The following is a 23600-nucleotide window of genomic DNA, read 5'->3' on the forward strand; positions in this document are numbered from 1 at the left end:
AGATACCATCAGGCAGGCATTCGCATTCGACATTTCCGGTGATCGGCGCATGATCCAGGGCGCGCCAGGTTGACCAAGCGCCTCGAACCGCATGACAGTCTTGACCGTCTGGAGGACGGAAATCCCGCGATGCCGAAGAGGTTGGTCAGCGCAGTCGAGCCCACACGGCAATTGCGGCACGAAACAGCAAGGGCTGGGAAGCGATCGGCTGAGCGGTCTCGAAGGCGCGGGCCAGGGTGTCGACGATGCGTTGGTTCAGGTCCGTCAATCTGGTCTCTACCGTTTGATAGCGGTTTCGGTCGCCAGTGACAGCGAGTAAAGATATTTGGCATCATCGGCTTTGATTGCCGCGCAGATCTGGTCGAGATCGGGATAGCTCACTGGTGCATCTTTGGGCTCATAGTGCTTCCTCCTCATCGAGATGAGGATTGCCGGATTTGGCGTAGAACACCAACACGGGTCCGAGATCAAAGCGCGTCCCGGGCGCAAGGCGCTGGACGGACCGGGGCCATGTTTCGGTTGAGACGCCATCGATGCCTCGCGCCAGCGTTCTGGCGAATCGGGGCATCAGCGGAGCGAGTGTCGGTGCCAGGATCGCAGCGGCCGCCGTCTGAAGGGCTAGCGAAGTCCGATTGCGGGCGGGATAGAAACGTCGCGCCGCCGCATAGTCTTGCGCCCGACGGTAGATCACGCAATCGCGCACGAAATCGCAGACCTGAGCGGCCGCGCGCCGGACCGAGAAGCCTTCGTCCGAATAGGCGCGTTCCATCGCCGCGCGATAGATCTCTATCCGAGCAAAGAAGGCGCGGTCGGCCGGGCTCCAGTCGCCTGCATCGGGTACACGGCCGCCAAAATCCTGCTTGATTTCCTGGTTCAACGCATCAAGCCAGTTCAGCCAACTCCCTTGGAACACCTCGTTCTCGGTGCGGCGCAGCGCGTCCAGCGTGAAATCCGTCCGCTCACTTTCGGGGCGTGTCAGGCCCAAATGGAGGCGCACGACGTCGACTGTCTTTGGGCTCAGAACCTCCTTGCCCCAGACCGCATGGCGGCAGCTGGTTGAGAACTTCTTGCCGTCGAGCAGGTAGAACTCGTTGACGTGATAGCGGATGCGTGGCGTCCAGTGGGAGAAGACCTCGGCGTAAAGAGCGGGGTAGAGTAGCGCGTGGTAGAACGAATTGTCGAAGCCGAAGAAATGGACAATCTGCCAGTCGTTGCCGGGCATCTCCGCCTTCCAATCGCGACCCAGCAAGCGGCCGAGCGCCTGGATGTTGTAAAGAAAACCGAAGGCCATTTCCGGCCAGACCCAGATCACTTGCCCCGGGAACCCTTCGGCCGGCAGGCCCCAGTCCGAGGGGTGGGTAATAGGCACTGAAAAGTTGCCGCGTCGGCGTAGGCGCGCGAAGAGATCCAAGATCCGTAGCGGGACGCCCGACGCCCTTAGATGCCGGTCGATATTGTCGTAGCATCGGTCCAAGGCAAGTTCCGGGCGGCGGACGGAGCCGACCAGCGGCGCCTCGGCAGACTGCCGTGACCGGGCTGCACCCAAGTCGTGGCAAAGGTTTGGGGCGCCGCATTCCTCGCAGATGTTGCCACCGGCGGAGCCGCCGCAATCGGGGCAGAGGCCGCTAACATCCGGTTCGTAAAGATAGTGGCCTGTCACAGCATCGAAAAGCGCAGGGCTCTGGCGCAGATCTACCGCCGTGCTGCTCAGAAGACTGCGGAAACACGCGGCTTGAAACTCGCCGTAACCGTCATCGTCCATTGTGGGTTGGAAGCTGTGGACGTCACAATCGAGAAGTGCAAGCGTGGCGCAAATCTCGTCGGCGTAGTAGCGCGCCACGTTTGCAGGCGTCGATTGATCGGCATCGGCGCGTATCGTGACGTAGCTCTGGTAATCGTCGCTTCCTGTCAGGTGGTAGGCCTCGACCCCTTTCATGCGCAGGAAACGCGTGTAGACATCAGCGCCAAAATAAGGGCCAGAAAGATGCCCCAGATGCAGATCGCCATTAGGCGTCGGTGGCGTGGAGAAGACGAAGATCGGCCCGCGTGGAGCCGTGGTCTTTGCAGCGGCATCAAGGGCGGCCTCGCCGTCTCGCCAGTAGACATCGACGAAATCTAGGTCTTCGTTTCCGTCGTTGCGCAGCACATGCGCTTCAAAAGGGTGGAACAGAACGACATCGCCCGCCTCGACCGAGATTTCCCCAAGGTCGGTCCTGACCTTGCCCGATCCTGACAGGATCACGAAAGCCTCGATTTCGTCGTGCCGATGGGGCTCGGATGTAACGCCCGGTGCCACCCTACCGAACGAAAACCCCGTGCCGGCGCTTCCCGTTCCAAGCGTGGCCATGTCGATACCGAACGCGCGCGACAGCCCGGTTCGAGAAAACTTGTGTTTGCGCATGACGAACCTAAGCTGTTGAAGCAGTGGTATCTTCGGCTGCCAACGCAACAGCCTCTTGTGCAAGTTGCGCAGAGAAGCGGCAGCCCAACCCGTTGCCGGCCTCGGCCAGAATAATCCGGCTCTGGGCCCCAGGCGGGCGACGACGGGTGCGCCAGTCGGGCTGTAGGCGTCATAGAAGACCGCCCTGCGACCACCTCCACAATCCACGTGCCGAAGCGTCGTAACGGGCTGCGGTCGATGCTCCGCGAGCCCGCAAATCAGAACGCCATACTCTCCGCGCATTTTTGAGCGGTCGATCAGTTTCGTGTGCATGCCTCCGCCTGGCTGCGTGAGCTCAATCGCGATAGAAAATGCCATTTGGGGGCTTGAGTTTGTCGAGATCGGCCACTTTGCCCTCGGGCGGGTTAAGGGCGCGCTTAAGCACGTTATATTCAGCGCGGGTCGGTCCACCGGTTGAAGCACGCTGGAATACCAAGTAGAGTGTCCGCCGCGAACGATTGCTTTTGTTCGGTCGTGAGTAGTGCGGTGCGTAATCGTCGAAGATGAAGATGTCGCCAGCCTTCCATACTACGGGTTCCCAGGAGAACATTTCGGCGACTTGAGGATCGATCACCCCACCGGCATCCATGGGAAACACCCCCTTCTTGTGGTTGCCGGGGCTGAAGAAAAGCCCGCCGTTTTCCGGGTCGGAGTCGTCGATGCCTATGGCAACCACCGCATGGACCATCCGGTCGGGGAGTTTGTGTGGAATGTGATAAATGTCCTGATGCGGGAGATAGCCGCCGCTGTCGGGGTAGTGGAAAATCAGCAACTCCTTGAGCCTGCGCGAATCTTCGCCAAGCAAATCCTCGACCGCTGACTTTATGCGCTGATCTTCTAAGAGCAAACGACGCAATGGGTCATGGAAGTCGAGAAAATTCTCGATCTTGGAGATGATCTTTCGATTGTCCGTCGTCTTCTCGAACCACATGAGCCATTTATCATCGCTGACATCCCAGCGTGACATATCTTCGACAAAAGTAGAGATATCTTCCTGAGCCGCTGGAGCGAAGAACCTTTCGAGCCTGACGTATCCGTCTTTCTGCCACTTTTCTCTTTGTGCATCAGTCAACATGCGAAAAGCCTCCTGTTGGAAAGACTGGTTGGTCGGACATCCCAATTAGGGCAGTCGGGCGCTGGTCAAGTTGCGGGTCCACGGAGACGGACTCACGTCATGTGGGACGGCGATGCTAAGTGCGTTCCGCTCCGGCGGATATTGTCCGCAGAAGCTCGGCGCGAGACTGCCTATGTCAGGCTCAGCCGGGTCCAGGGGTTCCGTAAACTGAGCCGGATCAGTCGCTTCACCCGGTCCAGCCACGACACGCATCGCTAAAGGCCGGCACCATCCGCTGACCGCCGACCCAGCCATGGCCGCCAAGACCACGGCGCTCTTTCGAGTGAGCGACCTGGTACGGTCTTGACAACCGTAGGGGAAATGCACGCCCCCAGAATAATGCGATGCGCCGCTTGGTCCAAGGGCTTGTTCGGTCACGATGATTTCGGAGAAGCCTCCGGCCTTCGCCGCAGCGGAGGCGGACATCATTCCTAGGATGCCACCGCCGATGATCAAAAGTCTACGAGTCATATCCCGCTGCCCATTTCTTCGGCTGCGGGGTCGGGCCAGCTCTCGATCGAGGTATGGCTGATGAAGCCAGGATGCTCGGGGTTCGCGCATGGCGCGCGCCCAAGAAGGCTATCGAGGATGCGGCGCGCGCGCCAGGCCAGCAGGCTTAGGTTCGGATCGGCCAGGCCGCGCTGCCCGAGGCTCGCGTTTTGTACGAAGATGCGTCTGTCACGCGGTCCGTCCCAGCTCACCGAAAAATCCTCGCGAATAGCTAATTCATTGTCGATCTGCTCCAGCCGGTGCGCGATGGGTTCCAAGAAGTCTGGCACCGCGTTCTCGTAACCGGTGGCCAGGATGACGATGTCAGCCGTGACTTCTTCGACCTCGACCATGCCGTGCTGCAGGGTCAGCCTGTGACCCGCGCCGGCGTTGATGCAGTGCGAGACGGTGCAGCCCGGCCGCAGTGTGATGTCGGATCGGTTTGGCTCGAAAAATGCGTGGCGGTACAGCGCCTGATAGATCGCGCGCAACGTGCTTTCCGAAATGCCGTCCGAGGCAAGCACGAAACGCCGCAGGAGCAGCTTACGCTGCGACTCGCTCATCGCCGCGAAACGATCCGAAAAGCAGGGCATGAACAACTCGTTTGTGAACGGGCTGTTGTCCAGAGGCAGATAGTTTTCGCGCTGCGAGACCCAAGTGATCGAGGCAGGCCGCCGTTCTTTCGGGAGGCCGACAAGATGCAACATCACCTCGGCTCCCGACTGGCCTCCGCCGACCACGCAGACATGCTTTCTCCGCACGTCAGGGTGGATGTGCAGTAAAACAGATGAGTGGAACAGGTTGCGTCCAATCCAGCCCTGAAACTGGGGCGGGATTTGCGCCTGCTTGCCAATGCCGACCACCATGTTTCTGGCGCCGAGAACCGCCTTATCCGTCCGCACCCGAAACTCGCCGTCAAAGCGGATTTCGTGCACGGTCTCGCCGCCACGGACAAGCGGGTTCCTGTGGAAGGCCCAGTTCAGGTACTGCTCAAACTCAGCTCTGAACACAGCCTCGAACTGTGCGTTCAGGAAGTGGTACAGACGCCCGCTCTCGTACAGGTAGTTTACGAAAGTGTAGGCTGATCGCGGATTCACCAGCGTGACCAGATCCTTGAAGTGGCTCACCTGGAGCTCTGAGGAATCGAAAGCGATGCCTGGATGCCAGCGGAAGTCGACCTGCCGATCCAGGAACAGTGCCCCTTGCCCAACTTGCTCGTGTATCTGACACGCAAGGCTCAAATTAGACGGCCCAGCACCGACCCCAACGCAAGATAACTCCACTTGCTTTCCTCCTATAGAGTCTTCCCACTAGGCGCTTGTTCGCGGCGAATATCGGCCATAGCCATTGGGCCCCCTCGCGGACGTTTCGATCCCGGGTGCCGACCGGATTTGCGAGAATTGTCCTGCGGGTTGTCGAATGTAGACCCGAGCATTCCAGCGCGGTGACAATCGACGGGTCATGCCGGGGACGTGGGTTGGGGGCATCAACGTATATCCTTTCCGCCTGCCTCGATGACCGCGTCGCCGTTACGCGAGACGCTTTCCAGGCCCATCAGGTGTTTGAAGCCGGCGCAATCGTCCGCCTCAACCATGACGCGCCGGCCTTTCGGCGGCTTGATGGCAGGCGAGAGCGCGGTTTTCACTGCGGCGATGGCATTTTCGGTACGCATGATCATGGAGACGTCTCGCTGATGCGTTCGCAGAGTCCCATGCAGGGGCCGTGCCAGAGAAGGAAAATCTTATTAAACAATGGGTTGTCGGATTTGCGATCCTGTCGGAAATCCGACATTGAGGGGGACGCCTCACGGCGGCGCCCGATTTGCACGTCGATGTCGCCTTTTTCCGAATAGCTAATCGGGCACCTTCTGCACCAGAATACTTCTCTTATGGAGACCAGCACGAAGTCTTCATGAACGGACAGTGCAGAATCTTTGTCTCTGCCGGACAGATCGCGATTTGCCCTTGTCCATCGAGGTCGGCAGTTGCAAGAGCTGCCAGATCCTTCACCTTTCGTGCCGTTGCACTGGCTCGATCCCGACATCCTCGGAGGCCGTGATCATGAAGAGTGACGCAATCTTATGTCCGCCGCGAGGCCTCTCTCATGGGGAAGCAATTCTCTGTGTTGGTGTTGGATGCTCTTGATGAGATGGTTGCGGATGGGCGCATGCCCAGACCTAAGCGCATCAATGATTGGGCGACATGGGACCTTCACCAACTGGATTGTCGAATCTCTGCAAAGATAGCCGGAAGACAATTGCGTTATGGCCACCCTGCCGGTTCCAAAAGCACGTGCGCCATTCGGTCCCTGCGACTCAATCCAGGCGGAGGGATGAGGCCGCAAAGCAGCCTTTTGCGCGCCCACCGGTGGGCCAGGATGGAGCCATCGTAAACGCAGCTATTTGATGATCGCCCCCGCGGAATCCTCAGGCTGTGCCGCGCGCCCGACACCGGCGGCGTAGTGGTCGTCGATCGCCCCGTCGCCCATGTCGATCCGAAGCTCGGCCGATTTCGCGAGCTTCACTGCTTATTCCGCAGTGCCCACCGATCTGGCACGGGAGGTTCTATCAGGCGGTCACGGCTGCATTCGTTGTCGGATCTTCGACGATGTCGGACATGAGACACAGCGCCACCAGCCTGATCGCATTGTTTTGAAACGATTTTCTCATTTGGCACGCCTCTTGCGAGGCTGTCCGCAAAACGCGCTGCGGCACGGACACAGGAGAAATCATCACATGATCATGCGCGCCGAACATGCGGTCGCAGCCGCGAAAACGGAGCTTTGCCGGGCCGACGGAAGACTTTGCGCCTGTTTTCCAGGCGACATCACTCTTCGGGTTAACCGGACATGACGGCATTCGATTTCCGCCCAATGCTGAATGCTCCCGACGATGATCCCTATCTTTGGCTCGAAAATGTAGAAGGCGAACGGGCACTTGACTGGGCCGCCAGCCAGTCTGCCAGGACCCTGGAGCACTTCGGTGGAACGCAATTCGAGCGGGACCATGACGCCCTGACAGCGATTTTCGATCGCCCTGACCGGACCCCCTTGATCGGGCGCCGCGGCCAGTACCTCTACAATTTCTGGCAAGATGCCCCAAATCCGCGCGGACTGTGGCGCCGGACCACCCTTGCCGCCTACATGAAAGTTGATCCTCAGTGGGAGCTACTGCTCGATCTGGACGCCCTCGCCGCTAGTGACGGAGAGGACTGGATCTGGGGCGGCGCGTCCGTTGAGCCGGAGAGACGGGAAAGAGCCGTTCTGCGCCTGTCGCGCGGCGGCAGCGACGCGGTCGTGCATCGCGAATTCGATCTGGGATCTCTTAGCTTTGTCGCCGATGGTTTCAGCCTCGCGGAGGCCAAGGGCGAGGTTAATTGGCTCGACCCTGACACGCTTCTGCTTTCCAGTGCGCTTGGGGATGGCATGGCCACCCGCTCCGGCTACGCGCGCACCGTGCGGCTGTGGAAGCGTGGCGCGGATCCGCTCGCCGCGCCGGTAATATTCGAAACCGGTCTCGACTCCATAGGCGTGTCCGGCCATCTGGACCGCACCGCCGAGAGCGAGCGTCTATGGTTCACCGAGCGGCCGGCCTACTTCGAGAAGATCGTCAGAATCGGCGACAGGAGCGGGCCCAAGATGCGGATCGACCTTCCTCGGGACGCCTGGTGGAGCGGCTTCGGCGACTGGCTGGCGGTAAAGCCGCGCAAGCCCTGGACAGTCGGAGGGATGACCCATGCCGCGGACGCGCTGATCGGCATCTCGCTTTCCTCCTTCATCGCCGGCGAGCGCAGTTTTGCCATCCTCTTTGAACCAGGCGACAGGCGCTCCCTGCAATCATTCTTCTGGAATAATGGGAAGCTCGTTATCTCCTACCTCGTCAACCTCGATCCACGTTTCGAGATGTTCACCCCCCAGGGCCACGAATGGACGCTCCGAGCGCTGGACACCGTGCCCACCGAAGGGACTGTTGACCTTTGGTCGCTCGATGCTGAACGTCACGAGACCAACGGAGAGGTCCTCATTTCGGCTCAGGACCCGATCACAGCGCCGAAGCTTCTCCTATTGGACCTCAATGCCGCAGCGCCTCTCGGCGCTCCAGTAATCCTGAAGCGCGACCAGGAGAATTTCGACGCATCCGGGCTGGTGGTGACGCGCCACGAGGCAGTCTCGACCGATGGTGAGATGATCCCCTATACGCAGGTCGGTCCCGCGAATGGGAACGGGGATGCCCCGGTTCACCTCACCGCCTACGGCTGGTACCGCAAATCGGTCCTGCCCCACTACAACTCCTCGCTCGGCAAACTGTGGCTCGAACGCGGCGGCACGTGCGTGGTGGCGAACATCCGGGGCGGCGGCGAGTTCGGCACCCGTTGGCACGAGGCCGGGCGCAGACAGGGCAAGCGTCTCACCCATGACGATTTCGCCGCCGTTGCCGCCGACCTCGTGCGAAGAGGCATTACGCTGCCGAGGCGGATTGCCGCCCAGGGCGGCTCGAATGGCGGCCTTCTGATCGCCAATATGCTTACCCGCTATCCTGAGCGCTTCGGCGCGCTCTTCTGCACAGTCCCGCTTATCGATATGCGCCGCTACACCAAGCTTTTGGCGGGCGCGAGCTGGATTGACGAATATGGCGATCCCGACAAGCCGGAGGAATGGATTTTCCTAAAGGAAATCTCGGCCTATCACGGCGCGACGCTCCGCCGATCCTGCTTGCCACCAGGAAGCGGGACGACCGCGTCCACCCGGGCCACGCGCGTAAGATGCCCGCAAAGCTGCAGGCTCTTGGCTATCCCGCCTACTTCTACGAGCCCGGCGCGGGCGGGCACTGCTCCGCAAGAACAATCGGGAGCGGGCCGCATTCATTGCCCTGGGCACCAATTTCCTTCGCAGTGCGATCGGCTGGCAAGCCGATGGCGTTCGATAGGTGGACGGAGACAAAGGGCAGCGTTCAACAAGTGAGTACAGGTCGATGATTGCGAGCACGGCGCAAATAATGTGTGCGCTGTCCTACGCAAACTGCGCATGAGCGCTCCGTCGAGTCCAGCAGGATTTCATAGTGCATCGCATCATTTCTGAAGAGCAAGGAGAGAATAGCATGGCGAAAAAGCGAATTGGCGTGGCGCGGGGGGTAACAGCGGCCGTCATCCTCATGGTGGTGGGACAGCAGGCCGTAGCGGCGGACGTTGCGCACCCCGCGTGCGTCCCGCAGGCAGGAGCCTCGGTCACGGAAGCGCCAAACCCTTGGCAGATCCGCCTGCGTGCGTTGGGGGTCGTCACTGAGGATTCGGGCTACGTCAATGCAGTGCCCGGCTCCGGTCTTTCTTATTCAAACACGGTGACGCCGGAACTCGATATCTCCTATTTCTTCACGGATAACATCGCCGCCGAGCTCATACTCGGCACCACCTATGCAAACATCGAGGGCCAAGGAACGATCGGCGGTCTAGGCAATGTCGGCAAGGTTTGGCTCCTGCCGCCTACGCTCACATTGCAGTATCATTTTACCAATTTCGGCGCTTTCAAGCCCTATGTGGGCGCCGGCGTGAACTACACGATATTCTATAACCAGGATGTCGGCAGCGCCGATGCTCTCAAGGTCAAGAACACGTTCGGCACCGCGCTGCAGGTCGGGTTCGACTACATGGTGGATCAACACTGGGGCGTCAACTTCGACGTGAAGAAGCTTTTCCTGAAGCCAGACTTCGACGTCAGGGTGGACGGCGCGAAGCTGACGGGCAAGGCCGCTCTCGATCCCTGGTTGATAGGCGCAGGTGTCACCTACCGCTTCTAACGAAAGGTGAAGGCGGCTGCTGACAGCCGGTCTGAAATAAGGGCGCACCTCGTGCGCCCTTATACCCTCCAAGGCCGCGACGCTCAGGACAGGTGACATTGGAGAGACGTGTCTTCAATTCCAGTGCAGCAACACTCAGCGGCAGCACCAACAAGCTCGACCCGATTGGTTTCGGCTCGCCGGCTGATAGTGAAGATTGGCTCAGCACTGATCGGCGATCCAGAAACCGGAGAAATACGCGGTTCTTGGCTTATAATGGATGTCGTCCGATTTTTCGCACGCGGGCAGCAGGTGATCATCGTCACGTCTGGTGCTGTCGCGGTCGGCTCAAGTCACTTCAACCATCTGGACAGATCTCTGCGAATTGAGGAGGAACAAACGGCCGCCGCTATCGGTCAGGTTCAACTAATGCAACATAATTTTAAACGCCTTGGTTTTGGCGTTGGGCAAATACTATTGACCCGCGAAGATATAGACAACCAGCATCGCCTCAATGCGGCTTCAACCCTTCAACAGCGCTCAAAGTTCGAGCCGTACCCATTATTAACGAGAACGACACCACCGCAACCCCGGAGGTCTGTTTTGGCGACAATGATCGGCTAGCAGCTCGGGTCGATGGTGAACGCCGACGTTGTCATTCTGCTTTCCAACGTAGATGGCCTCTTCTCGGAAGACCCACACGACAACCCCGCAGTCCGTCTGGTGACGGAGGTTCGATGCATCACTCCCGAGATAGTGGCCATGGCGGGTCATTCCTTCGCTCGCCACAGTTCGGGTGGCATGGTGACAAAGTTGCTGGCAGCAAGGATTGCCATGGACGCGGGCTGTGAAGTGGTCATTGCGAGGGGAAACAAATCTTACCCGCTCACCGCCATCGAGAACGGTGGGCCATCAACGTGGTTTGTTCCGCTCGCTAAAGCCACCCAATGCCCCATGTCGGCAAACTCCGCCGGGGACTGTTCAAGGAGATCGAGCGAGCCTTGAGGCAGTTGCCGGCAGTGCCGTTCAATAGCGCCAGATCGAAGGCGGCCAGCGAATCCCGATCACCACGTCGAAGTCGACAGGGCCTTCTATTCGGTTCCGCATCGGCGGACCGCCGGGCACCGTCCAGCTCCGCCCCACCCATCCGGTCGCCGCAGCGTTCTGGATGGTGAAAGCTTTCGGCGATCCAGCAGCTATTGCCAACCCCCCTGCAAACGGAACAGATGAGCGGCGCAATCCAGACCGGCGAGTTCGACAACGGGATTGGCCGAGAGGTCCGCCCGAGCGCGCGCCCCGCCCTGCCCCCTTTATGCAATCCACATCGAGCATCTAAATCCGCTGGCGGAGGGGCTTCGCGGTGGCACACGCCAATTGCCGACGAAGTGCACTGGTCGGACAGCCTCACGGCTTACGATAAAGCGCATTTCACGACTTATATGCGGCTCCTGGACGCCTCCGCCGATGGTGCGAGCGAAGAGGACATGGCCCACCTGATCCTCGGCATCGATCAAGCGCGCGAACCGGAGCGCGCCAGGAAGGCTCTTCGTAGTCATCTCGACCGTGCGAACTGGATGATCACAACTGGCTACAAGAAATTGTTCGCCGGCTGAACAATCGCGCTGTGCGCTCCGTTTCGCCTTTCAAGCAAGGAAATCCCTGTACTCGTCTTTATGAGCGCGTGCAGTCCTGGCGCGACGCGATGATGGTGTGGTCATCTGATCCAACCGACCGGCCGGTCAGCGGCGCTGCCTTCTGCCCAGCTCATGACCTAGGCCCGCCAGGATCACGCAACGGCCGGACCTCACGCGGCCCTGCAGGCCACCGGCGCCCAAAGCACCGGCTCATGAAAACCGTCGTTTAGCCGAACGGCATCCATCGTCTCGTTGGAGCCGTTGAGATATCCGGCCACGCCGCGGGTGTTCCCGATTGTGTGGGTTCGCCGATCCGCGCGCGGCCGACCCGCGCGGCGAAGGATGCGCTCCATGCAATTCGGCTGACACAGCGCGACAGGCCTAACTTGATCATAGCTGCGAAGAGCTCGTAATCACCAACAGGAACGCCACGCGCTCCCTTCGGGGACGGATGAGGCAACATCGAACGCAAGCGGGTGCTTTCCCAGACGCTCGTTTTTTTGGGCGCCGTCTATCCTGCCAATAGCACAGGAACGGTATCGGGAAGCATAGTCGGCCCGCTCGACGGAAGCGGACGCAACCATCGACACGACCGTCGGAATCTCGCAAAATCGTATAGTGCGGTTTCAACGCGTCGTACGAACCGATCTCCCGCCATTCGTCCGTACATCCGTGGAGCCGCTCCTTGAAAAGGCTGTATCGCAGAAGGTTTCATTGCATGTAGTTCGTTGGCAACATCACCGTACCAATCGGGTGCAATAAGTTGCACCATGATCTGGGAAGGGAGGCCCTGCATTGGAGGCGAATGGCCAGCCGAAACAGCCTGTGCTCATGCTCAGGACGACCAAGACGAATTCAGTTTCTCAGAGAATTGAAGATCGTGAGGAGGCCAGCAGGGCTACGGCCTGATCCTTCGTGTGCACGCCGAGCTTCTTCTTTGCATTGTCGAGGTGGAAAGCGACGGTGCGCGCTTTGATTCCCAAGATGCAGCCGATAGCCCAGGCGGACTTGCCGCGCGCCGACCATTGCAGGCATTCATATTCACGACGTGTCAACGAAACGCCGTCCACTGTTCGATTGCCGGACAGCTTTCGACGAGCATAAATGTGAAAACATGTCGCCATGAGTTGGAGCGCCTGTTCGTATCGCTCAGCGACGCGCAGGAATGAGGAATTGGGCTTATCAGCGGCAAAGGTCATCGCTGCAACACAGCCTCTACGATCGATAATCGGGATCGTAACACCGCAGCGGATGCTGAACTGGGCCGCCTCATCAAATAGCTTCTGTTGAGCCGGCGAGATCTCAACGCCACGCAAATCCGACCCCCATGGAAACGGGCAGCCGCCACACCGCGCACGCATGATGACGGGATCGACTTTCTGACGTCGAACGCCGCTTCACTCTCTGCGGTCCAGCTGGTCATGGCGCGCTTCCTGATTACGACTCAGCACGCTAACAAATCTGCGACCAGCTCGAATCCCCCGCATCCGCGACTTTCTGACTCAGTAAGACTAGAAAACTCCAGTCAAGAAACCGAAGCCCGCTAGCGCTGCTATCCCCCCAGCATACTGCATCACGATTCGACTGTAGCGTTCGGTTGCTTTTTCGATTTGAAAACTGACCGCGATGCCGGTTGCGTGCAGTAGCGCAGTTGCAATCATGAATCCCGAGGCATACGCAATACCGCTCGCATTCTCCGACATCTCCGCTCCGTGTGCGTGACCGTGGAAGATCGCGAAACAGCCGACGACGCCCGTCGCAATTGCGATCGGCGCGTTCACCTTCAGCGCAACGAAGCCGCCAAGAACGATCACCGACAAGGCTATACCGAGCTCCCCGTGGGGGAGATAGACGCCTGAGGCGCCGAGTGCTCCGCCGAGAGCCATCATCAAGACAAACATTGTCGGTACGAGCCACAGAGCTCTGCCGCCCAGTTTTGATAGGCAAATACACCGACCATTACCATCGCCAGGATTTGGTCTACCCCCCATATCGGATGGCTAATGCCATGGAGGAACCCACTGGCATCTCCCACCCTAGGATGCGCGGAGGCAATGGATGGCATGCTCGCGAGGAAGGCGAGAACAGCTCGAAACTTCGCTCCATTTGAAATCATTAATAGTCCCTTCCTGAGATCTCAGCAGCTGGGGAGGCTGTAGCAGGAGAACCAATGCCGTTCCTGACCAAATACCCGTCATGCTGAAGGGGATTACTTCGATACAACCTGTGCACGCTTCAAGTTCCTTGTTTAATCATGGTGCGTTCCAATAGAATGTGCATGGTCAAATCCCATGTTATGCATTCGGTTGTGAAGACGCCGATATGCAGACTCAAGCACAAGCCGCATCTCTTTGTGCCGTTTCGTTTCCGCGCGTGTTCCTATCGTGTCGATGTAAGCCATTGCGCCCTCGATCTGCTCAAGGATCGTGAGTGCATCAGCAGCTGCAAAGAATTCCGAGCCTTCGACATGGATCATTACCGGCGAAGAATGGGCCGCAATGATCTCAGGCTTGTCCTCGTATTTGGCGCGAACGAGCAACGCCACCCAGGAACTCTTCGAGATACGTACCGACCAGGTTCCGGCATCTTGATCGGGTCTCAGAGTGCGCGTCTTCCTTATTTCGCCATTGACAACAAGCTGTATCGTGGTCATCGGGACTATTACGCTCGCCACTCGCCAACTGACGTCGACCGTGCCTCCTGACGAAGACATGCTTATTCGGCTTCCCATGGGCTTTCCCTCAACAGTGAAATCCATGAGCGGACCATAAGTCACGAATGTATGGCCCGTGCGAACAGCGTCCATCCATGTCTCGTAAGAAAACTCCTGGTGATCTGGAATTTTCACGTAGGTCCGAATTGCTCCCACTGCTCGACCAGCATATCGAGCCGCTTGCTTGTCGGTTCCAGCTACCGCTGGGAGCAGATAGCCGTTGTTCAGATAGCGATACCAATCGGAAAGTGAATACGGATCAATGCCCCGGTAAGGGTCCTTTTCCAGGTAGAGTTCAATCGCGTCCGCCTCCTGAAGAACTATCGTCGCAGCGTTCTCCAGCCGGGGGTCCGGAAAGTGGGGCAGGACGACTAGCCCGCCTTGTTGGCGGCATTGCCGTGCCCATTCTGTAAGGAGCACGTCGACAGAGTCGCCGATGGCCGATTCATCAGGACCGCCGGAACACAGCGGCAAAATCATGCTTCCTGAATAGCCGAGAAGCGATATGTGACCGAGGACATGCTGGCGGTTCTCGGTGCCGACGCGCACCAGAAATTCGCCGTCACCTCCAGCGGCCTTTGAACCAAAAGTGCTGCGACCATCGAAATCGCCAACGTTGGTCATCAGCTCACCCCACTGGCTGGCAAGAAGATTGATGACGTTTACACCCTCCGCGGCACCTTCTAGCATGGCTGTTGACGGAGAAAGGAAGTGGACGTGCGTATCGGCAGTGACCCAGCCGTTTTCACGCCAATGGAGAGCCTTTTCTATCTCCAATGTAATCTCTTCGGTTTCCCGTGTAATTTCGAACCTTCTCCGGATCGGCTTAATCTCGAATCCTTTTGTGATTTCCAGGAAGACCTGCCCTAATGGCAGATCGATCGTCGACAGTCCGGAAATATAGGTGGAGAGATGATTGCCGTGAAAAAAGTCGGGGCTGTAATTCTCGAACCATTCTGGATTCGGGTTGCGCATTCGGTCTAACGGAGCGAGGTACTCCCCGATCGAACCATGCACGTGAAGCTTGACCGGGAGAAGCTTTTTGGTTCCTGCCTCGACAACGCGAAGGATAACTCGCTGGTCCGCTGGAGCTATTGGCTCCAAGCTGAATTCACCCTGAATAGGGCATTCTTCCAGGTCCTGGACAGGGATGCGACTGCCGTCCTTCATGTGGAAGGCAGCGTCCTCGTGTGCGGCGTACTCGACGATCACTTCATTGAACGTCGTACCGGGCTCTAGATTTTGGCGTGTTTGTTCCCAGTCGTGCGCAGGGTAGACGAGCCGTGGGGCCATCGAAATAACTTGCCCCAAATCGAGTTGTATATGCTCCAAGAGACTATGCTGCCGAGCGGATTCGTGGCTCAATTTGGATGACATTCTGAGAAGTGCTTTCTTTCGCTTTTCCCAGCGGAGCGGCATTGAACGAGCATTGCCCGCCGCAACTCCAGAGATAAGCAAAGTACCGCAAACTGGTTCGAACCTGATTGCCTTAACCGGCTTGTCGGCATGGGGATTTCGGAAAGCCCACACGAAGTTATGGTAGGGTGTAGGGTCCTCAAAGACGAGTTGCGTCTGGCGTTCTCCCCACTGAACGGTCGGATTCTGAAAAGTGGCGTCGTTGATCAGCCTCGTCTGTTCACGGGTATTTAGTGAGAGAGGGCGTGGTTTCTTGGCCGTTACTGATTGGAGACATTTGTCTCCCCATCGGAACTGGAACGAGCCAACCTGATACCTCCGCCGGATTGCTGTCCTTTGCTCGGAACCATCTTCGTAAATTAGAACGTAGTCAGCTGCATGCTCGCCAAGTTGGCCAATTCCTCGCATCGGGGAGATAAATCCGTTCGCATTGGCGGCAAGCGATCGAATATCTGAGGTGTGAAAGAACACAAACCACTGAGCAGTCGTCTGCGAAATCGTAACTGTAACTGGCTGATCCCGAAGCAGAACCGGGCGCCCAATCTCGAAAGGGATGCCCCAGGCCACACACGAGCCGGAATGCGCAAAGGGCAGGGCCTTCGCCAGATCCGCTGATATGTCCGGATGTTCTGCAAGTTCTGCAAATGAAACATTGCCCTCGAATCTAACAGGTCGGAACTTCGAGGAAGCTGGGCCATCACGGTAAGCGGTCATAGTAAAGTCCTCCATTTCCCAAGCTTCGGCGGCACCAAAATATCTAATCACTTGGTTTGATTTGATAGCGCCCTGGTGTGTAGGAACAGCCGGGCGCTGACTCGTTGTGCGTAAAGAACATCGGGCCGAACTCGCAGGCAGATATGGCTGTCTCGGCATGCACGGGACTTCGCCATCGATTCGAGTTGTTGCCGTTTGTCTCGTAAGCGCGACCAGGATATCACCACAACCGCCTATGGGGGTAACCGCTCCCCCGATGCCTCAATAGGGGAGCGGTATGCCAAAAGATCTATTTCCCGCCGCAAACTACGAAGTCATTTGATCGGCAATCCTCCCGGCGCGAATCTTTTCCGTAAGATTGCGCAGCGTTCCAAACTCCGGCGTCGGTGCTTGGGCAACGGTCGAAGAAGAGATGCGGTTGATCGAGGGAACCCCCAATCGGCGGACTTCACCCGGTCAGATACTAGGCCTGGGGCGCCGACAGTGCGTTCGAGGCAATGTCCCTTCTTGTGCAATCGATCCTAGCAACGACATTCGTATCTCGTAGATCTCGTAGATTTTGCCCGGTTCAAGTGTTGCTTTCTGGGTTCAACCGGCCGTCATGCCGGTTTTGACGTAGAATAAACATCCACATTGCACGATTCTTCTGGGCAGGTCGTCCCGCATCAGCGCCCTAAGTTGCTCCATCATCCTAAACATTTGGCAGTCGGGGAATGTTGCGATGTCCCCTTGCAAATTTGATCGGCGTCTCGCGACCATACTGCCGAGACGCATTGATGCGGCAGTCGGCTAGCGGAGATGGCTCGGCAAAACTGTGAACTAAGCTGGCCTTTCTACCTCCCGGTAATTGCTGAGATTGGCATATCCAAGTTGGCCGCCGCAGCTGGCTGTCCCTGGATGCGAATTGCCGGAGCGCGCACGTGACATGCCACAACGCGCCCGTCTGGCATTGGGACCAAAGGCGGTACCTCGATGTGGCAGCGCTCGACAGCGAGCGGACAGCGCGGATGAAACGCGCACCCGCTCGGCGGATTGATGGGGCTTGGCACCTCGCCTTCCACTGGCGCCTCCAGCCGAACCCGGGTCGGATCCGGCACGGGTGCCGCTGCGATCAGTGCCTCGGTGTAGGGGTGGACCGGTTTCGCGAAGAGCGCCTCGCTCGGCGCGAGCTCCACGATCCGCCCCAGATACATGACCGCGACGCGATGCGCGATATGCTCCACGACGCCAAGGTCATGCGAGATGAAGACGAAGGCGAGGCCCATCTGCTGCTGGAGGTCCAGAAGCAGATTCAAGATCTGTGCCTGTACGGATACGTCAAGGGCTGATACCGCTTCGTCAGCAATGATGAGAGAGGGGTTGAGCGACAGGGCGCGCGCGATGCCGAGCCGCTGGCGCTGACCGCCCGACAACTCTGACGGCAGCCTGTGCATCATCTCGGGCGACATTCCGACCTTCTGGAGAAGGTCTGCGGCAAGCGCGTTGCGCTGCTTGCGGCTGAGACGCTCAAAATTCTCCACGGGTTCGGTGATGATCTGTCCAGCGTTGAGGCGCGGGTTTAGCGACGAGTAAGGATCCTGAAAGACCATCTGCATCCGACGGCGCCAGGCGTGGAGCGCGTCCTTCTTGAGGCCCGCAATGTCGGTTCCGTCGATCAGCACGCGGCCAGCCGTCGGCTCGACAAGCCGCATCAGGAGCCGCGCCACGGTGGACTTGCCACAGCCGGATTCGCCGACGATGCAAAGCGTCTCGCCCGCCTCAACGGTGAAGGATACATCCTCCACCGCCCGGATCACCGGAATGGTCTTTTTCAGGAATCCTGCACCGAGCGCATAATGCTTGGTCAGATTCTCGACTTTGAGCAGAGGACCGTTCATCCGCCCATCACCTCTTCGGCGCGCCAGCAAGCTGCGGCGTGGCTCGACCTGACATCACGCAGGGCGGGTGTCTTCTCGCGGCAAATGTCGACGGCGAATGGGCAGCGAGGCGCAAAGCTGCAGCCGACAATGGGCTCGCGCAGGCTTGGGACAATGCCGGGAATTTCTGGAAGGCGGCGCTGGCGGCCGCGCCGCGGATCAGGCACCGATCGCATGAGGCCCTGGGTGTAGGGATGCGCTGGACGCGCAAACAGATCTATCACGCTCGCTTGTTCTACGATTCGGCCGGCATACATGACAATTACGCGCTGGCAGGTCTCGGCTACAACGCCGAGGTCATGCGTGATGAACATGACGGCCGTTCCCGTGCGCTCTTTCAGGTCGACGATGAGCCGCAGGATCTGCGCTTGGATTGTGACATCGAGCGCAGTCGTCGGCTCGTCGGCAATCAATAATTCCGGTGAGCAGGCGAGAGCCATGGCGATCATGGCGCGCTGGCGCATCCCGCCGGACATTTCGTGCGGATAGTTGTTGATGCGGCGCTCAGGGTCCGCGATGCGGACGAGACGGAGCATCTCTTCAGCCTTTGCCATGGCCACGGAGCGGGACGCTTTCGTGTGGATCTGCACCGCCTCTGCGATCTGGTGGCCGACCGTATAGACCGGGTTCAGGCTCGTCATCGGCTCCTGGAAGATCATGGCGATTTGGTCGCCGCGGATATGTCGCATCTCCCGTTCGGACATCTCAAGGATGTCGCGTCCGTGAAAGCGGACCTCGCCACGCACAGTCCTTGCCAGCTTCGGCAGCAGACGAAGGATGGAGAGAGCGGTGACGCTCTTTCCGCATCCGGATTCGCCGACGACGCCCAGCGTTTCGCCTTTCTTCACCTGGAAGCTGATGCCGCCCAAGGCGCGGGTGACGCTTTCTTCGCCGTAAAAGTGCGTCTCGATATCTCGAACGTCGAGAAGCACATCGTTGCCTAGGGTTTGATGCATCTGCATGTTAGCGCCTCCGCTTGGCGCGGGGATCGAACAGGTCGCGCAGGCCGTCCCCGAGAAGGTTGACAGCAAGTACCGTGACGGCAAGGCAGATACCGGGGGCGAAGATCGTCAACGGGGCAATGGCGAGATACAAGCGCGAACTGGCGATCATGTTGCCCCAGCTCGGAATCTCGGGCGGCACGCCCACGCCGAGAAAGCTCAGCCCCGCCTCCGTCATGATCGCGCTGGCGCAGACCGCAGCGCCCTGGACCATCAGCCCCGGAATGGTGCTCGGCAGGATATGCCGCCACAGCACCTTGGGCAGGCGCGCACCGCCGCAGAGCGCAGCCTCCACGTAGGGACGCTCACGAACACCCAGAACCACCGAACGAACCAGCCGCGCGACGCCTGGTGTCTCGGGAATCGCAATGGCGACGATAAGGATACCGATCCCGGGACCGGTCAGAGAGATGAGCGCGATGGCCAGCAGAATGGTCGGGATCGACATCAGGCCGTCCATGACTCGCATGACGATATTGTCGAACGTGCGGTTGTAGCCGGCCAGGATGCCGATCAGAAGCCCGGCAACGGCCGCGCAGGCCGCCGACAGCAATCCGACCAAGAGGGAGATCCGGGCGCCGAAGACCGTTCGGGCAAACACGTCACGGCCCAGATTGTCGCTCCCGAACCACATTTCGGCCGAAGGCGGCTGGAGGCGCTTGAACGGATCCATGTTTCCCGGATCGCCGGCGTAAAGCGGGGCGGCGAGCGCCAGAGTGATCAGGAGTGCCAACAGGCCGCCGCCGACCAGGACCAGCGGGCGTCGCCTTGCCAGACGGGGAACATCAGATAGTTGCAGCCGACCCATCGGCACGGGTTCAATTGGTGCGGAGAGGAGGGTCATATCAGTACCGGATGCGGGGATCGATCAGCGTGTACGCCAGATCGACCGTGAGGTTGATAAGGACGTACAGACCCGAAGTCAGGATGAGCACGCTCTGTATGATGGGATAGTCGCGATTGTTGATCGCATCCACGACCAGACGACCGATGCCGGGTATGTTGAACACCGTTTCTGTGAGGACGACCCCGCCGATCAGCCAGGCAAAGCTTAGGCCGATGACGGTCAGGATCGGCACGCCGGCATTCTTCAATGCGTGGTGGAAAAGCATGGCATAGGACGAAGCGCCCTTGGCAGCGGCCGTTCGCATATAGTCTTCCGACAGAACCTCAAGCATGCTCGCCCGCGTAACCCGCGCGATGAATGCAATGTAGCCGAGCCCCAAAGCCACGGTTGGCAGGACTAGGTGTACAAACCAAGGCCCGAGGCCACCATCGATCGGCACATATCCCTGGACCGGCAGCCAATGCATTGTGATGGCGAAGAAATATATGAAAAAATAACCGATGACAAAGACAGGGACGGAGTAACCAAGTGCCGAAAAGGCGGCGAGGAGGCGGTCAACGAGCCCGCCAGTTCGCCATGCTGCAAGGATACCGAAAGAGACCCCGACCGTCACCGAAAGAATCATCGTCAGGATCGACAGGGAAAGGGTCGGCTCCAGCCGCTGCGAGATCAGCTCAAGAACCGGTCGTCCGGCAAAGATCGAGGTGCCGAAATCGCCGCCGAGCATGTCGCGCACCCAACGTATGAACTGAACCGGCATAGGATCGTTCAGGCCCAGTTTGTCGCGGATGGCGGCGATCATCTCCGCCGTGGCTGACTTACCGGCGATCATGGCCGCCGGATCGCCGGGCGCCAGCCTGAGAAGCAGGAACACGAAGATCCCGACCATCGCCATGACGGCGATGGTCGAAATCATTCTGCGTAGTATGTAGCCAAGCATTAGGCCGAGGCCTTCTGCATGTTCCACATCGGAAGGACTTGCGGCATGTGGATGAGGTCCGTGAGGGCCTTACGGCGCGCGATTGGTGTGACAAATCTGCCCAACCTCAAATCACCGACGAAATCCCACCAGATCCCTTGCATTTTTCGGGCGAGCGCCTTGCGCTCTTCCAGCGTTGCGACATTTGCCAATTTTACCCGCAGCGCTTCGTATTCGTCGTTCTTCGGCCAACCATACCATGCCTTATCGCCACTTGCGACTGGGATGGAATCCGTGAGCGGATTGCCGAGCGAATAGTCAGAATCGTACGTGATAAAGATGTTCCAGCCGCCGCTCTCAACGGGTCCCTTGTTCCGCCGACGCGCGGTTAGCGCAGCCCAAGCCATCGGCGCGAGCTCGGCATTGATCCCAATCTTCCGCAGCGAAGTCGCCAGAAACTGCGCAATATTGTCGCCCTCGGGCCAATCGGTCTGTTCGAGAATGACGATCTTTTCACCGGCATATCCCGCGTCCTGGAATAGCTGCTTAGCTCTTTCCGGATCGCCACCCTTCTTGTACCATCCAGCGTTCTCGTCGTTGGATAGGGGCGCGCCGAATATCGAAGTGACGGGGCTGATGTATTTTGCGTCGCCGAACGCTGCACGCAGCACAGCCTCCTGATCGATCAGATGGAGCATCGCTTGGCGCGCCTTGACATTGTCGAACGGCGGCTGCAGGAAGTTCATGCGCAAGACTAGGTCCTGCCCTCCCTCGTCAAGAACCTCGAGTTGAAGATTGGAATCGTTCTCGATCAATGGGTAAAGATCGGCCGGCGGATTGTCGTAATAATCAATCTCACCTGCTTGCAACGCTGCTACAGCCGTCTGCTGGTCGGCAACAGTAACCCGGATGACACGATCGACTTTCACGGTCTTCCCGCCGGCCAACCCGTCGGACGGCTCCTTGCGGGGCACGTATTTTTCGTTCCGATCGTAAGTGTAGCTGGCACCCGGCCGGGCAAGGGCCTCATTGAACTTGAACGGCCCCGATCCGATTTTCGTCGTGACCTGTTCGCTCGCCGGGCGACTGGCGTCCTTCGCTCGCATGATGAATGGGATTGGCAGCGCAACATCCGCCAGGAGATCGATCAGAAGTCCCAACGGCTCCTTGAGCGCGATCGTGAAAGTCTTGTCGTCCTTCTTGGAGATGTCGCTGGCGCGCGCCATGATCAGCTGCCCACCGGCATTCACCTCAGCCCAACGCCGAATTGAGGCGACACAGTCCGCCGCGGTGACCGGTGTGCCGTCGTGCCAGCCAAGGCCATCTCGCAGCTCGAATGTATAGGTCTTCTTGTCGTCGGAAACGTCCCATTTCCCGACCATTTGGGGCTGCGGCATGAACTTGGAGTCGAGCGCGAACAGCGTGTCGTAAATAGCCATGCCATGGTCGGCGACTTGGTTCGCCGTCGAGGAGATCGGATCAAAGCCAGGCAGGTCGGTGAAGGCCCCCAAGTTCACCGTCCGTGCGCCGTTTGACACAGTCTGTGCCCGCACGACCGACGGGATCGATAAAGCCGCTCCGGCGGCAACGCCTGCCTTAATTAGGTTGCGTCTAGAGATTATCATGTTGCATTCCCCTTTTCTCTTTTGTTGATTGGTGTTGCGATATACTCGTGAATGAATACAGCCTCAGTGTATCCGCCTCCCTCGGACAGCCGTCGATGGGTTCTACCCAGCGAAACCCGCCTAATCTGCAGATCGCCGACTCGTTTCGCACGATCTGCTTTCCAAATTATCCCCAGCAGCGGTAGCAGCGGTTCGCGGCCGGTCAGCGGCACCGCCGCGTCAGTCTTCTCCTCCAAAGACATTTTATCTTCCTTGAATGGCGCCGCGATGATGCCTGGCCTATCTTGTTGGTTACTTCCAGACCGACCGACAAGCGCTGCTACCCGTCAGTGAAGCCTGTCTCAGTTTCACGGGGACGCCCATTCTTGTCAACAAAAAACTCGCATTATGACATCATTTGTTCCGAATATTGATAATTGCACAGCCACCGCTGTCAGATGGATCCGGCAACTTCCCAGGGTCCAAGCTACTCGCAGGAGGGGCGGTGTTGGCTTGAACAGAGGCGAGACGGTCGGTTCTTGCTTGTCGAAACGGTGGCTAATTGAGGAACGTCATCGCGAGGCGGAAGTTCTAGTCAACGCTATGTAAAAAACTTGAGTTTGAGACAGCAGCATGCATGGGTTTTTCCTGGCCGAGGCCAGATTTGAGGTCGATTGTCGCGAAGCGGGTTGCGTGATCGACGGCAATTCTGCATCGTAAGCGGGCAGCTGAGGCCGTTCAGCGCTGGTAATTCCATGGCATGAGGGCGTCGATATCGCTGTTTGGCCAGCCATTGGCAATGCGCTCGAGGGTCAGGGTGAGCCAGGCGTGCGGATCGACCTGATTCATCTTGGCGGTGGTCAGCAGGGTGGCGATGGTGGCCCATGTCCGTCCGCCGCCGTCGCTGCCCGCGAAGAGGCTGTTCTTTCGGGTAATTGCGAAGACCGATTCATTATGCACCTCCTTTTCAAATGGCGGAAAACAGCGATTCGTGGTTGTCGTCGTGGATGCGATGCGGAGTAT

At 58.8% G+C, this 23600-nt stretch carries 17 protein-coding genes and 5 pseudogenes; 5 read left to right on the top strand and 17 right to left on the bottom strand.

Features of this window, described 5'->3' with window-relative positions:
* Positions 1-145: 145 nt before the first annotated feature.
* The 7 genes from NKG60_RS17910 to NKG60_RS17940 form a co-directional block, all read right to left on the bottom strand.
* The gene (locus tag NKG60_RS17910) at positions 146-268 is read right to left on the bottom strand and encodes a hypothetical protein (protein WP_352975276.1); all 123 of its coding nucleotides are present in this window, start codon (positions 266-268) and stop codon (positions 146-148) included.
* A 129-nt stretch (positions 269-397) separates the two neighbouring features.
* A complete protein-coding gene (locus tag NKG60_RS17915; RefSeq protein ID WP_352975277.1) occupies positions 398-2713 on the bottom strand; it encodes a class I tRNA ligase family protein in 2316 nt (771 codons plus the stop codon).
* A 22-nt stretch (positions 2714-2735) separates the two neighbouring features.
* Positions 2736-3515, bottom strand: a complete 780-nt coding sequence (locus NKG60_RS17920; protein WP_352621179.1) for a phytanoyl-CoA dioxygenase family protein — start codon at positions 3513-3515, stop codon at positions 2736-2738.
* Positions 3516-4021: 506 nt separating this feature from the next.
* Positions 4022-5326, bottom strand: a complete 1305-nt coding sequence (locus tag NKG60_RS17925) for a lysine N(6)-hydroxylase/L-ornithine N(5)-oxygenase family protein (protein WP_352975279.1) — start codon at positions 5324-5326, stop codon at positions 4022-4024.
* A 203-nt stretch (positions 5327-5529) separates the two neighbouring features.
* Positions 5530-5721: an iron-sulfur cluster assembly accessory protein gene (locus NKG60_RS17930; protein WP_352975280.1), complete on the bottom strand. Its 192-nt coding sequence runs from the start codon at positions 5719-5721 to the stop codon at positions 5530-5532.
* 719 nt (positions 5722-6440) lie between these two features.
* Positions 6441-6566 (bottom strand): hypothetical protein, encoded by a 126-nt coding sequence (locus tag NKG60_RS17935; protein ID WP_352975281.1) that lies wholly within the window; start codon positions 6564-6566, stop codon positions 6441-6443.
* A gap of 43 nt (positions 6567-6609) precedes the next feature.
* Positions 6610-6900: a hypothetical protein gene (locus NKG60_RS17940; protein ID WP_352975282.1), complete on the bottom strand. Its 291-nt coding sequence runs from the start codon at positions 6898-6900 to the stop codon at positions 6610-6612.
* On the opposite strand from NKG60_RS17940, the pseudogene NKG60_RS17945 reads away from it, so the two are divergent.
* The 5 genes and pseudogenes from NKG60_RS17945 (at position 6891) to NKG60_RS17965 (ending at position 11426) form a co-directional block, all read left to right on the top strand.
* Positions 6891-8967: pseudogene (locus NKG60_RS17945) on the top strand (prolyl oligopeptidase family serine peptidase). The gene NKG60_RS17940 and the pseudogene NKG60_RS17945 sit on opposite strands and share 10 nt — an antisense overlap.
* Before the next feature lie 171 nt (positions 8968-9138).
* Entirely contained in the window at positions 9139-9834 is a 696-nt protein-coding gene (locus NKG60_RS17950) for an OmpW/AlkL family protein (protein WP_502912315.1), read from the top strand.
* A gap of 189 nt (positions 9835-10023) precedes the next feature.
* Positions 10024-10818: pseudogene (locus tag NKG60_RS17955) on the top strand (amino acid kinase family protein).
* Positions 10761-10978, top strand: a pseudogene (locus NKG60_RS17960) (Mu transposase domain-containing protein); the annotation flags it as partial. The pseudogenes NKG60_RS17955 and NKG60_RS17960, both read left to right, overlap by 58 nt.
* Positions 10979-11186: 208 nt before the next feature.
* Positions 11187-11426 (top strand): DNA -binding domain-containing protein, encoded by a 240-nt coding sequence (locus NKG60_RS17965; RefSeq protein WP_352975299.1) that lies wholly within the window; start codon positions 11187-11189, stop codon positions 11424-11426.
* 884 nt (positions 11427-12310) lie between these two features.
* Here NKG60_RS17965 and NKG60_RS32290 read toward each other — a convergent pair.
* The 10 genes and pseudogenes from NKG60_RS32290 to NKG60_RS18020 all read right to left on the bottom strand — a co-directional run.
* A pseudogene (locus NKG60_RS32290) lies at positions 12311-12829 on the bottom strand (helix-turn-helix transcriptional regulator); the annotation flags it as partial.
* 129 nt (positions 12830-12958) lie between these two features.
* Positions 12959-13560, bottom strand: a pseudogene (locus NKG60_RS17980) (HupE/UreJ family protein).
* A 135-nt stretch (positions 13561-13695) separates the two neighbouring features.
* Positions 13696-16290 (bottom strand): CehA/McbA family metallohydrolase, encoded by a 2595-nt coding sequence (locus NKG60_RS17985; protein WP_352975283.1) that lies wholly within the window; start codon positions 16288-16290, stop codon positions 13696-13698.
* An 833-nt stretch (positions 16291-17123) separates the two neighbouring features.
* Positions 17124-18167, bottom strand: coding sequence for an ABC transporter ATP-binding protein (locus tag NKG60_RS17990; protein ID WP_352975301.1), 1044 nt, complete (start codon positions 18165-18167; stop codon positions 17124-17126).
* Entirely contained in the window at positions 18164-19168 is a 1005-nt protein-coding gene (locus tag NKG60_RS17995; RefSeq protein WP_352975284.1) for an ABC transporter ATP-binding protein, read from the bottom strand. Before NKG60_RS17995 ends, NKG60_RS17990 begins: the two co-directional genes overlap by 4 nt.
* 1 nt (position 19169) lies before the next feature.
* Positions 19170-20051, bottom strand: a complete 882-nt coding sequence (locus tag NKG60_RS18000) for an ABC transporter permease (RefSeq protein ID WP_352975285.1) — start codon at positions 20049-20051, stop codon at positions 19170-19172.
* Position 20052: 1 nt separating this feature from the next.
* The gene (locus tag NKG60_RS18005; protein WP_352975286.1) at positions 20053-20994 is read right to left on the bottom strand and encodes an ABC transporter permease; all 942 of its coding nucleotides are present in this window, start codon (positions 20992-20994) and stop codon (positions 20053-20055) included.
* Positions 20994-22598 (bottom strand): ABC transporter substrate-binding protein, encoded by a 1605-nt coding sequence (locus NKG60_RS18010; RefSeq protein WP_352975287.1) that lies wholly within the window; start codon positions 22596-22598, stop codon positions 20994-20996. The genes NKG60_RS18005 and NKG60_RS18010 overlap by 1 nt, the downstream gene beginning before the upstream one ends.
* Complete coding sequence (locus NKG60_RS18015; RefSeq protein ID WP_352975288.1) at positions 22595-22840, bottom strand: hypothetical protein; 246 nt, start codon at positions 22838-22840, stop codon at positions 22595-22597. The genes NKG60_RS18010 and NKG60_RS18015 overlap by 4 nt, the downstream gene beginning before the upstream one ends.
* 475 nt (positions 22841-23315) lie before the next feature.
* The coding region (locus tag NKG60_RS18020) for a transposase domain-containing protein (protein ID WP_352975289.1) at positions 23316-23600 on the bottom strand (285 nt) is incomplete at its 5' end.

The sequence above is a fragment of the Mesorhizobium sp. M1428 genome (assembly GCF_040317515.1).
Lineage (GTDB): Bacteria > Pseudomonadota > Alphaproteobacteria > Rhizobiales > Rhizobiaceae > Mesorhizobium.

Bases quoted from the DNA above. Each gene is read 5' to 3' on its own strand.
- NKG60_RS17940 (WP_352975282.1), bottom strand. From the start codon at position 6,900: ATGCCGTCATGTCCGGTTAACCCGAAGAGTGATGTCGCCTGGAAAACA.
- NKG60_RS17920 (WP_352621179.1), bottom strand. From the start codon at position 3,515: ATGTTGACTGATGCACAAAGAGAAAAGTGGCAGAAAGACGGATACGTC.
- NKG60_RS18000 (WP_352975285.1), bottom strand. From the start codon at position 20,051: ATGACCCTCCTCTCCGCACCAATTGAACCCGTGCCGATGGGTCGGCTG.
- NKG60_RS17915 (WP_352975277.1), bottom strand. From the start codon at position 2,713: ATGCACACGAAACTGATCGACCGCTCAAAAATGCGCGGAGAGTATGGC.
- NKG60_RS17985 (WP_352975283.1), bottom strand. From the start codon at position 16,290: ATGACCGCTTACCGTGATGGCCCAGCTTCCTCGAAGTTCCGACCTGTT.
- NKG60_RS17930 (WP_352975280.1), bottom strand. From the start codon at position 5,721: ATGATCATGCGTACCGAAAATGCCATCGCCGCAGTGAAAACCGCGCTC.
- NKG60_RS18010 (WP_352975287.1), bottom strand. From the start codon at position 22,598: ATGATAATCTCTAGACGCAACCTAATTAAGGCAGGCGTTGCCGCCGGA.
- NKG60_RS17990 (WP_352975301.1), bottom strand. From the start codon at position 18,167: ATGAACGGTCCTCTGCTCAAAGTCGAGAATCTGACCAAGCATTATGCG.
- NKG60_RS17995 (WP_352975284.1), bottom strand. From the start codon at position 19,168: ATGCAGATGCATCAAACCCTAGGCAACGATGTGCTTCTCGACGTTCGA.
- NKG60_RS17950 (WP_502912315.1), top strand. From the start codon at position 9,139: ATGGCGAAAAAGCGAATTGGCGTGGCGCGGGGGGTAACAGCGGCCGTC.
- NKG60_RS18015 (WP_352975288.1), bottom strand. From the start codon at position 22,840: ATGTCTTTGGAGGAGAAGACTGACGCGGCGGTGCCGCTGACCGGCCGC.
- NKG60_RS18005 (WP_352975286.1), bottom strand. From the start codon at position 20,994: ATGCTTGGCTACATACTACGCAGAATGATTTCGACCATCGCCGTCATG.